Annotated in this window: 6 protein-coding genes, 1 pseudogene and 1 CRISPR repeat array; all 7 genes and pseudogenes read right to left on the bottom strand. The window is 63.7% G+C overall.

Translation table 11 applies throughout. From position 1 onward, the window contains the following. Nucleotides 1–26: 26 nt before the first annotated feature. Nucleotides 27–457: a CRISPR direct-repeat array (repeat unit 36 nt; unit sequence GTTCCGGCCAGAGTGCATTTCCCAGTGATCTAGACT). 70 nt (nt 458–527) lie between these two features. Next, on the bottom strand, nt 528–833 hold the full coding sequence (gene cas2 / locus ABIS05_RS06675; protein WP_348009244.1) for a CRISPR-associated endonuclease Cas2: 306 nt from the start codon (nt 831–833) through the stop codon (nt 528–530). Between the two features lie 31 nt (nt 834–864). After that, entirely contained in the window at nt 865–1,794 is a 930-nt protein-coding gene (gene cas1, locus ABIS05_RS06670) for a type II CRISPR-associated endonuclease Cas1 (protein ID WP_348009243.1), read from the bottom strand. Between the two features lie 5 nt (nt 1,795–1,799). After that, nucleotides 1,800–4,892: a type II CRISPR RNA-guided endonuclease Cas9 gene (gene cas9 / locus ABIS05_RS06665; RefSeq protein ID WP_348009242.1), complete on the bottom strand. Its 3,093-nt coding sequence runs from the start codon at nt 4,890–4,892 to the stop codon at nt 1,800–1,802. Between the two features lie 439 nt (nt 4,893–5,331). Further along, nucleotides 5,332–5,591 (bottom strand): annotated as a pseudogene (locus tag ABIS05_RS06660) (OB-fold nucleic acid binding domain-containing protein); the annotation flags it as partial. Nucleotides 5,592–5,612: 21 nt separating this feature from the next. Further along, nucleotides 5,613–7,859: a PAS domain-containing protein gene (locus ABIS05_RS06655; protein WP_348009241.1), complete on the bottom strand. Its 2,247-nt coding sequence runs from the start codon at nt 7,857–7,859 to the stop codon at nt 5,613–5,615. A 9-nt stretch (nt 7,860–7,868) separates the two neighbouring features. Next, a complete protein-coding gene (locus tag ABIS05_RS06650) occupies nt 7,869–8,129 on the bottom strand; it encodes an ATP-binding protein (protein WP_348009240.1) in 261 nt (86 codons plus the stop codon). Nucleotides 8,130–8,230: 101 nt separating this feature from the next. Next, a partial coding sequence (locus ABIS05_RS06645; protein WP_348009239.1) for an OB-fold nucleic acid binding domain-containing protein occupies nt 8,231–9,976 on the bottom strand: 1,746 nt, incomplete at its 5' end.

Raw genomic sequence — 9,976 nt, 5'->3', positions numbered from 1 at the left:
GCGCAGGTCAGCCACGGGCACTACACGTTCCGGCCAGAGTGCATTTCCCAGTGATCTAGACTGTGCAGCTTGACACGATCGGAATCTGGGTGTTCCGGCCAGAGTGCATTTCCCAGTGATCTAGACTCCCGAGTCGGTGCGTGATCGCTGCACCAAGGTTCCGGCCAGAGTGCATTTCCCAGTGATCTAGACTGACATGCCGCACACACAGTCAATAGGAGCGGTTCCGGCCAGAGTGCATTTCCCAGTGATCTAGACTAGCGGCACGCGAGTGCGTGACCGACATGATGTTCCGGCCAGAGTGCATTTCCCAGTGATCTAGACTGCCGGACAAGGCCGTGAAGATGGCGCCCATGTTCCGGCCAGAGTGCATTTCCCAGTGATCTAGACTACGTGTGGGATGGGCGCGGCGGGTTCGTGTGTTCCGGCCAGAGTGCATTTCCCAGTGATCTAGACTAGATCGGCGGTAACCCCTTGATTCGTCAAGGGGTTATTTGCTTTTTGGACGGTGGAAAGTGGGAGCATGGTCAGAACAGATCGAACTGGTCGGGCGTTTTTTTTGCTGGCTGTTTAGCCTTGCCCTGGTAGCTGATGATGCGTTCGTACTGCTTATCGGTGAACTGCAGGATATTGACCCTGCCACCGACTGGCAACGCCGCTTCGACCCGCTTGCAGTAGGTGTCTACCTGAGTGCCACTTGTGCAGAAGCGCATGTAGACGCTGAATTGGCTCATCTCAAAGCCCATGTCCAGCAGGGCATTGCGGAACTCGGTGGCAGCGCGGCGTTCGGCCTTCTCAACCACCGGCAGGTCGAACATCACCACCATCCACATCAGTCGGTATCCCGTGAGCACTGGCAGTACCTCATTCGTCGTCCTGCAGCGCCGACGCCAGCGACAGCGGCAGGCCGGGCAGCGGCAGGTCGAGCTTGTCGCGCTCGCCGAGATAGACCTGGGCCAGCGAGACGGCTAGACGTTGCGTGCAGACCATGACGGGCGTGGCGCCCAATGCAGTTTGCATGTCGTCGTAGAGCGTGCGAACCAGTGCGCGCTTGGACTCGGGCGTGACCGCCTCCTCGCCATTGCGACGGAGCTGCCAGACCTTCAGGTCGATGATGGGGCGGAAGGGTTCCATCAGGTCGTCGACCAGCCGCATCGCGTTGTTGTCGTGGCTGTGATGCAGGCCGATGCCCGGGTGCAGGCCTGCTGCGATGACGGCGCGGGCCATCGTGGCGCGCATGACGGTGTAGCCGTAGTTCAGCAGGCCGTTGAGGCCGCCGCCCTGTTGATCGCGCCTGAACACCTCGCCGAACAGCAGGCCCCAGTAGCGCCGCGCGCCCTGGGCTTCCAGGTTGTCGGGGTCGCCGCTGCGGACCTTGGCGGCGAGCGCGGTCAGCGGCGCGGTGGGCGAGCCGGCAGCCTCCAACGCGGCGGCCTGCTGCTCCAGCTTGGAGCGCACGACAGCGGCCCACAGGCGCTTGTGCGTAGGCAGGCTGGCGGCGATCTGGGCCTCGATGCGCTTGGATTGCTCGAAGTTGCCTTCAATCGGCAGCAGCATGCCCACCGCGTTGTGATTGGCTGCGCACAGCACGAAGGGCGCGCCGCGTTCTGCCAGGGCAACCAGCAGGTTGTTCGTGTAGCTCAGGCCCTGGGCATTGGCGATCACGGCGGCGATGTCGTCCAGCGGCACCTGGCCCAGTTCCTTCTGCGACTCCGTGTCCTTGACCACCATGAAGCCGCGATTCATGAACAGGTGCCGCCGGTCATCGGCCACTTCCACAATGCGGCCGATCATGTCGCCTACTCCTTGAAGCCGGGGTCGCGGAGTTCGCCACTGGGCGAGATCGAGATGCGGCGACCCCGAGCTTTCTGAAGTGAGCCGGCCATCTTGGAGCTGTAAGCGAAAAGATCCTGCTTGTCCGCGTTGCGCGCATCCACGTTGGCCTCGTTGTGTGGTGCGAAGAAGACCTGACCACTGCCGAACATCTTGACGACGCGCAGTACAACGTGCCGACCCTCGTCGTCTTCAAGTCGAACCATGTCACCGCCTTGCAGCCGCATTACCAAGGGCTTGCCGGAAATGCTGAAACTCTTGGACTGAATGCGTGCCATCGCCGCATCGCGTCCCAACTCGCTGACCAGCTGATAGACCTCGAAGGTCGACACCACTTCGCCCTCCCATCGACCTTTGTCATTGCGCACGATGTCCATGCAGAACTTGGGGCTGGCCACATAGCCCTTGTAGGGCAGGGGCTGGCCGGCCTCGTCGCGAGGGTGGCGCTGCAAGCCCGGTGGCCCGCTGAAGCCGACCATCGCCTTGGAGTCGGCATTCTTTTCGTTGGGTTTGTTGCCGCCGATGCCCCGCGTGCGCCACATGTTCTTTGGGTCCAGGTGCGGCGGGCGATAGGTCGTGTCCTCGTGCATCGCACCCTCGAAGCCATGATCCGGTTTGTGACTGACCCAGATCGCATTCACCGCGCGCCGTACATGCTCGCGGTAGGTGGGCCACGGGTCGGGCATGGCCTCGACCAACCGATCCAGCCCTTTGCCGCGCGCGTCGGCGCTGGCCTGCGCAAAGCGCTGCAGCATGCCCTGGTCGGTCACGGCCACAACGCAGGCGTCCACGGCATGGTGGCGATGGTCATTGCGGTTCTTTTCGCCGTTCAGGCCCAGGATGTCGTTCAAGCCGAACTTGGCGCGCAGCATCGCCGTCATCTGGCCCGGGATAACGCGGGTGCCAGCCGGGCAGATCAGGCTCAGGTACTCGCGCGCCACGCGGCTCAGGTGGCGCGTGTCGTTGAGGGCGCGAGCCAGGAAGTCCTTGTCTTCCTTCAGCCACTTCTGGTAGCCGTCCGGCGCGAAGCGCTGGCGCTTGGCGCGCGGCATGCGCTCGGCGCGCAGCAGGATGCCGTCGTAGTCCCAGCCCTGGCCGGCAAAAGCCTCGCGCGCATCCCAGGGCGTGCGGTTGCCTTTGACACGGTTGGCCTGGCGCAGTGCCACGGTCTTGTTGTTGAGGCTGTCGTCCAGCGTCATCGAGAAGGGCAGGATGTGTTCAATCTCCACCCGGTCGCTCAGCACCATGTCGACGCTCAACTGCACGCCGCTGTAAGGGCAGTGCCGGTCCGCGATGTCGAAGCTCAGTTCTTCCCACAGGAGCAGCTTTTGGATGTCGGCCAGGCGCACGCGCTCTTCGGCAATGCCCAGCATCGCCGCCGCGTCCTTGCGCAGCCGCTCGTTGCGCCTCTGGTTCTTTGCCTGCTGCTCCTGGGTCTCGCGGCGCTGCTCCTGGCTCTGCTTGAGGTCGCGCGCCACCTCCACAATCACCTCGGTCGGGTGGCCGTACCGCTTGATCAGATCGTTGACGACGACACGCACCTGGTTCAAGCCGATATGCACCGTTGGGTTGGCGATGCGGCCGAAGCGTTTTTCCGGCGCGTCCTTCAGCTCGCCGGTGCCGAAGCCGACATGGCGCTGCAGGTACTCGCCGTAATAGGGCAGTTCGGGCAGGATCTCGCCGGTCGAGGCCGCGTGGCTGATGTGGCTATGGTGGCCATAACCCGCCGCCAGCACGGCCTTGTCGTAGGTGACGACCTCATTGCGCATCGCCGGCAGGATCTTGCCCAGCGCCTTGGCGCTCAGCGAGCCATAGCCCTCAGGTAGCGATGCGTTGGCGATCTTCAGCGCGTGGGCCTCGTCCACGCCGGTGGACGTGATCAGCCAGTCCACCAGTAGCGCTTCGCTTTCCTCGGTCACGATGCGCATGACGATCTCGTCCTGGCGCGCCTCCTCAAAGCCATGCCAGGCGGGGCCGAAGAAGTCCTTCTTGCTCAGCAGCATGCTGGTGGCATTGCCCTTCAGCTCGGTGCGCTTGGCGTCGGCCAGGTTGAACTGCACCGTGCCGGGCAGGCCCAGCAGTTTGGGGATGGCCGTCTTGAACGACTTGCTGCCGTCCTCAAGCGACGCCACCAGCTTGTCGCGCTGCTCCACGTTCAGCGGTTCCTCCAACAACCGCCCGCCCAGCAGGCGGAGGTGGTTGACCTCCTGCAGGATGCGAAAGCGCTGTTGGCTGGGCAGGGCCAGCGGCGCGCGCGGTTCGTCGGGCTCCAGCGTGCAGCGGCCGGGCTTGACGGGGCGAAGGTTGCGCTGGTGTAGCAGGCAGTCCCTGAGCGCAGCGCCCGCAGCTTCGTGGAACTGGAGAGAGTTGAGTTCAGCCTGCTTGGCCCACAGCGCATCGAACTCGTCCGCGACCATCTTGCGGTCCACGTACAGGTCATAGCTCTTGTCCACGCGCGTCTTGCCGTCTTCCTTGAGAACGCGCTGCTCGCGGTAGCGGGCACGCACGGTGCGCACGTCCGGGTCATTCATGCGGCGCCACAGCAGCTCGCCTACCGTGCGGGCCTTGCCGTCGGCGCCAGCCCGGTCCAACTGCGCGCGCAGGCTGCCGATGGCGGCCTTCAACGCCCCGCTGTCGTTGTCCTTCTTGTCCGTGCGGCGGTTGCTCTTGAAGCCGCGGCGCTGGTTGATGTGGAACAGGGCGCGGGCGAACTCGGCCGGCGTGAGCGCCGCGTCCAGCCCCTTGGCGCGCAGCTCGTATGGGTTCAGCGTTTCCAGTGCCTTGCGGGCGGGCTCTTCAGCGGGGAAGAAGCCCTGTTCGATGAGCAGGCGCTGCATGCGCGCCTTGCGCTTGAGCAACCGGTCCCGGCGCCGACGCATCGCGCGGGCGTTGCGGCGCGTGACGGCGAGCGAGGAGCCGTCCTTCGGGTTGCGGCCGTCCGGAAAGATGCGAACGCCGACGCTGATGATGGCGCTTGGCTGGGCTTTGGCGTTGAGTTGGACGATGGCCCACCCCAGCGAGGTTGAGCCTAAGTCAAGAGCGAGGCGATAATTTTTCATTCGCTTAAGATGTGTCAGGCAACCAGTTGCATTCAAGATCAATTGCCACTATCGTGTTGGAAAATAAAAAACCCGTCAAGCTTTAGTTGGCCTGACGGGTTGGGCTGGGGTGAAGTTGTTGCCAGTGGGCTGGCAGAAAGGAGCTGAGATGTTTAGCGCACATCGTCACAGAAGAGCTTTGCCACCGGGACTCAGTCTGTAGCTGGGTCCCGGTGGCTGGCACCCTAAAATTGTCGCTGGCAAATTACGGTTGTCTGACCACATCTTTAGTTCCGGCCTGAGTGCATTTCCCAGTGTTGCTTAGAAGTTGTAGCGTTAGCATCATCAAACATCACTGGGAAATGCGCTCTGGACGCTAACAAGCTGAAAGATGCACCAAATGGAAGGCCGCGAAGTCGCAAGACGCGCGGCCTTCGTCTTTCCGGGGCTTGCCCCGGGATCACCTGAAATCCCGACTCTCCGTCGGCAACCTTCCCAGCAGCGGGTTGAGGTTCTCGAACCCCCGCGCCAGCAAATGCCGCACATCCCCATCCCCGCGCTGCCACACGCCGTCCACCGCCAGCAGCCGCGCGCCGAGGATGGTGCTGCGGGGTTCCTCGTAGACCTTGGGCCAGACGATGACCTGCACGTTGCCGGTCTCGTCTTCCAGCGTGACGAAGAGGGTGCCCTGGCGGTCTGCGGCTTCTGCCGGCCGGTGACGCCTCGGGCAGTGCCGAGCCTTCAGTGCGCCGATTCCGCAGACACTTCCGCCGGAATTTCCAGGATGAAGGACGCGCCTTTTCCGGGGCCGTCGCTGTGGGCTTGCAGGCTGCCGCCCATTTCCTGGGCGGCCAGCACGCAGCTGTGCAGGCCGAAGCCGTGGCCGTTCTTGCGTGTGGTGAAGCCGTGGGAGAAGACACGGGTCAGGTTTTCTGGCGCGATGCCTTCGCCGTTGTCGGTCACGGTGATGCGCAGTGCCGGCCCGTCTATCAGCACGGCCTGGAGCGTGATCAGGGTGCGTCGGTCGGCAATCGAGTCGAGGGCTTGCTTGGCGTTGCTGATCAGGTTCACCAATACCTGTAGCACGCGGTGCCGGTCCAGCAGCAGGGAGGGCAGCGCCCCGTAGTTCTTGACGACTTCCACCTTGTGGCGCGTGAGCGCATTGGCGTTCATGCGCAGGGCGTCGTCCAGCAGTTCATCCACCTTGGCGGGTTCGATGACGCGCGGAGTTCCGGCGTAGGACTGCTGGGTCGCAATGACTTGTTTGATGTGGTCCACGCAGTTGCTCAGCGCGCCCAGTTCGGTGGCCAGGGCCTCATGTTCCGCCGCCAGTGCCCGGGCCAGTTCGCGCAGGTATCCGGGCAGCACCTTGCCCTTGCTGTCCTGTGTCAGGAACTCGCCAAGATCGCTCGCATGCGTGTCCATCAAATCGATGGCGCGTGCGAGGCCCTTGAGTTTGGATGCGCGCAGCTGGGTGCCCATCAGGTCGGCCGATACGTTGACGCTGTTGAGCACATTGCCGACGTTGTGAAGCACGTTGGTGGCGATTTCTGCCATGCCGGCCAGCCGTGCCGCCGTCAGCAACTGGGCTTGCACCTCTTCGATTCTTCGCTCGGCTTCCTTCAATTCAGAAATGTTCTTGGAGGTGCCGAAGGTACCTATCAGCTGGCCGGCGCGGTCGCGCCAGGGGCCTTTGGTGGTGAGGTACCAGACGATGCGCCCGTCGGGGTGAACGGTCCTCTCGCTTTTCTCGACGATGGGTTTGCCGGTTCGAATGATTTCTTCCTCATCGCGGCAGAACTCTCCCGCCCTGTCCGAGCCGTACATATCAGCATCGGTCTTGCCGATCACATAGTTTTCAAACGCCGCCACGCTGCTGAGATGCAGCGGCAGTGCCGTGTCGTCCTGGTGTGGGTTGGCGGCGCGGTGGCGGCTGACCGACAGGCGCAGAAGGTTGTCGACTTCCGAGCGGCTGATTTTGACGAGGCGCGATTCCAGGTCTTTGAAAAAGATGGAATCCGGTGAGTTTTCCATGAGCGTGGCCAGCAGGTCACGGTGGTAGGCCAGCGCGGCTTCTGTTTGCTTCAGCGCGGTGATGTCCTTGGAAATGCCAAAGGTACCGATGATGGCGCCGGCGTTGTCGCGCAATGGCATTTTGGTAGTCAATTTCCAGGACTCGGGTCGACCGTCTTTCCAGGTCTCCTTTTCCACCTTGCCAATCATGGGTTGGCCGGTGCGAAGTATCTCCTGTTCATCCTCATAGGCGGGGCGTGCGTGCTCATCGGAGAAGAAGTCAAAGTCCGTCTTTCCGGTCAGTGCGGCCGGTGATGAGATACCGAATTGGCGTGCTTGTGCACTGCTGGCTTTGATGAATCTGGATTGGGTATCCTTGAAATAGATATGGTCCGGTGCGTTGTCGAGCAGCGTGCGCAACAGGTCCTGTTCGTTGATTTGAGGCGAATTCGCCGTTGCGGGCGAGTCGGCGGCGTCGGTTGCTGAATTTACCGGTCGCTCCGGCAAGTCGGCGAGCCGGTGCAGATGCCATTTGTCAGTCAGGACGCGGGCCAGCTGAATGACTGCGGTGGGATCGAGGGGTGTTTGGGTAATCAGCCAGCGGCCATCGCGCGGGGGAGGGGTTTCAAATGGCGCGGCAGAAGGAGTGTGCGGGTGGTCGGCACACAGCACGATCTGGATTCTGGGGTCGATGGCCCAGATTTGCGCTGCGGCATCGGCCTCCCGCCATGCCGCTGCGGGGGGTGCGCTGAGGAACGCCAGGGCGTAGGGTTGCAATGCCTGGAGGGATTGCCGCACGAGCGCCAGGCTTTGCTGCGCGTCCTGGGCGCAATCCAGATTGAATTCTTCGGGGCCAAGTTGGTCGGCGCTCAGCGCGCTGTGCAAGGCGTCGTGAATGGCGGAATTGCCGGCCACGATCAGGATACGGCTCTTGTTCGCGGTGGTTCGCATATTCATCGCCGACGTGCCTTGCATCAAATAGCTTCAGATAGTGGCTGTCGGCACGGCTGGCGTGCGCGAATGCCGTATGGGCAGGATGACGCGAAAGGTGCTGCCCTGGCCGACGACACTTTCCACATCGATGCGCCCGGCGTGTTTTTGCACAATGCCGTAGGAGAGCGACAACCCAAGGCCGGTGCCCTTGCCGTCCTCTGGTGTCGGCGGCACGAGGATTTTTCGGAAGTCGTCGTGGATGGCCGGCATGTCGTCCACCAACAGGATTCGACGGTTCTGCGGGTTCGGCATCGCTTCTCCAAGGCGGGTGTTGGCGGCAGCTTAGTCGGGTCTGGTGCGTCTGTTGAATTCGTGAGGCGGAAATGGCGGAAATACCCAAAGGTGTTTCCGTTTCACCTGAAATCACGACTCTGCGTCGCCAACCTCCCCAGCCACGGATTGAGGTTCTCGAACCCCCGCGCCAGCAGATGCCGCACATCCCCGTCCCCGCGCTGCCACACGCCCTCCACCGCCAGCAGCCGCGCGCCGAGGATGGTGCTGCGGTGTTCCTCGTAGACCTTGGGCCAGACGATGACCTGGACGTTGCCGGTCTCGTCTTCCAGCGTGACGAAGAGGGTGCCCTTGGCCGTTTGTGGCTTCTGCCGGCCGGTGACGATGCCGCAGGCCTTGGCGCGGCGGCCGCTCTTGATCTTGTCCAGTTGCGCCGCGCTGAGCAGCCCCTGCTTGGCCAGGCGCGGGCGCAGCAGGGCCAGCGGGTGGCGGCGCAGCGTGAGGCCGGTGGCGGCGTAGTCCCACAGCACCTCCTCGCCCTCGGCGGCGGCGGGGAGTTCGAGGTCGTCCTCGGGCAGCAGGCTGCCTTGCAGCAGCTCCGGCATGGCATGCAGCGCCGAGGCCTGCCAGACCTGCTGGCGGCGGTGGCCGGCGAGTGAGGTCAGTGCGTCGGCGGCGGCGAGGTGCTGCATGTCCTGCTGCGTGAGGCGGGCGCGGTGGGCCAGGTCTTGCGGGTGGGCGAATTCGCCATCGCGGTCGCGGGCGGTCTCGATGCGGTCAGCGGCCTCGGTGCCCAGGCCGCTGACGAGGCGCAGGCCCAGGCGCACGGCGGGTTGATCTCGCCCCCGGTCGCCGGCCGTGCCGCCGCCCGCCCCCCGTGGGGGCTGGTGCTCACCATCGCGCGGCTCCAGCGTGCTGTCGCTGCGGCTGTGGTTCACGTCGATGGAGCGCACCTCGACGTCATGCCGGCGAGCGTCCTGCACGAGCTGGCTGGGGCTGTAGAAGCCCAGCGGCTGCGAGTTCAGCAGCGCACACAAAAAGGCCGCGGGCTCGTGGCATTTGAGCCAGGAGCTGACGTAGGTGAGCAGCGCGAAGCTGGCGGCGTGGGACTCCGGGAAGCCGTAGCTGGAGAAGCCCTTGATCTGGCTGAAGATGCGCTCGGCGAACTCGTCTTCGTAGCCGCGTGCGCGCATGCCGTTGATGACCTTGTCGTAGTACTTCTCCAACACGCCGGGCCGCTTCCAGGCGGCCATCGCGCGGCGCAGTCCATCCGCTTCGCCGGCACTGAAGCCCGCCGCGATCATGGCCACCTGCATGACCTGCTCCTGGAAGATGGGTACGCCGCAGGTGCGCTCGAGCGCCACTCGCAAGTCGTCTTTCGGGTACTTGATCTGATCGGCCGGCAGTGCGCGGTTCTTCAGGTACGGATGCACCATGCCGCCCTCGATGGGCCCCGGCCGCACGATGGCAACCTCGACCACCAGGTCGTAGTACTTGCGCGGCTTGAGTCGCGGCAGCATGGACATCTGCGCGCGGCTCTCGATCTGGAACACGCCGATGGTGTCGGCCTTGCAGATCATGTCGTAGGTGGCGCTGTCGTTGTCGGGGATGGTCAGGTCGATGGCGGTGCCGCGCATCGGGTTGACGAGGTCGAAGCAGCGCCGGATCGCGCTGAGCATGCCTAAAGCGAGCACGTCGACCTTCATCATCTTCAGCTCGTCGATGTCGTCCTTGTCCCACTCGATGACGCTGCGGTCTTTCATCGTTGCGTTTTCGATGGGCACGAGTCGCTCTAGCAGGCCCTCGGTCAGCACGAAGCCGCCGACGTGCTGGGAGAGGTGGCGCGGCAGGCCGTTGAGCTGGCGGCC

This window comes from Roseateles sp., assembly GCF_039929605.1.
Classification (GTDB): Bacteria; Pseudomonadota; Gammaproteobacteria; order Burkholderiales; family Burkholderiaceae_C; genus Pelomonas.
This window is presented reverse-complemented; position numbering and strand designations above follow the sequence as displayed.

Bases quoted from the DNA above. Each gene is read 5' to 3' on its own strand.
- cas2 (WP_348009244.1), bottom strand. From the start codon at position 833: ATGTGGATGGTGGTGATGTTCGACCTGCCGGTGGTTGAGAAGGCCGAA.
- cas1 (WP_348009243.1), bottom strand. From the start codon at position 1,794: ATGATCGGCCGCATTGTGGAAGTGGCCGATGACCGGCGGCACCTGTTC.
- cas9 (WP_348009242.1), bottom strand. From the start codon at position 4,892: ATGAAAAATTATCGCCTCGCTCTTGACTTAGGCTCAACCTCGCTGGGG.
- ABIS05_RS06655 (WP_348009241.1), bottom strand. From the start codon at position 7,859: ATGCAAGGCACGTCGGCGATGAATATGCGAACCACCGCGAACAAGAGC.
- ABIS05_RS06650 (WP_348009240.1), bottom strand. From the start codon at position 8,129: ATGCCGAACCCGCAGAACCGTCGAATCCTGTTGGTGGACGACATGCCG.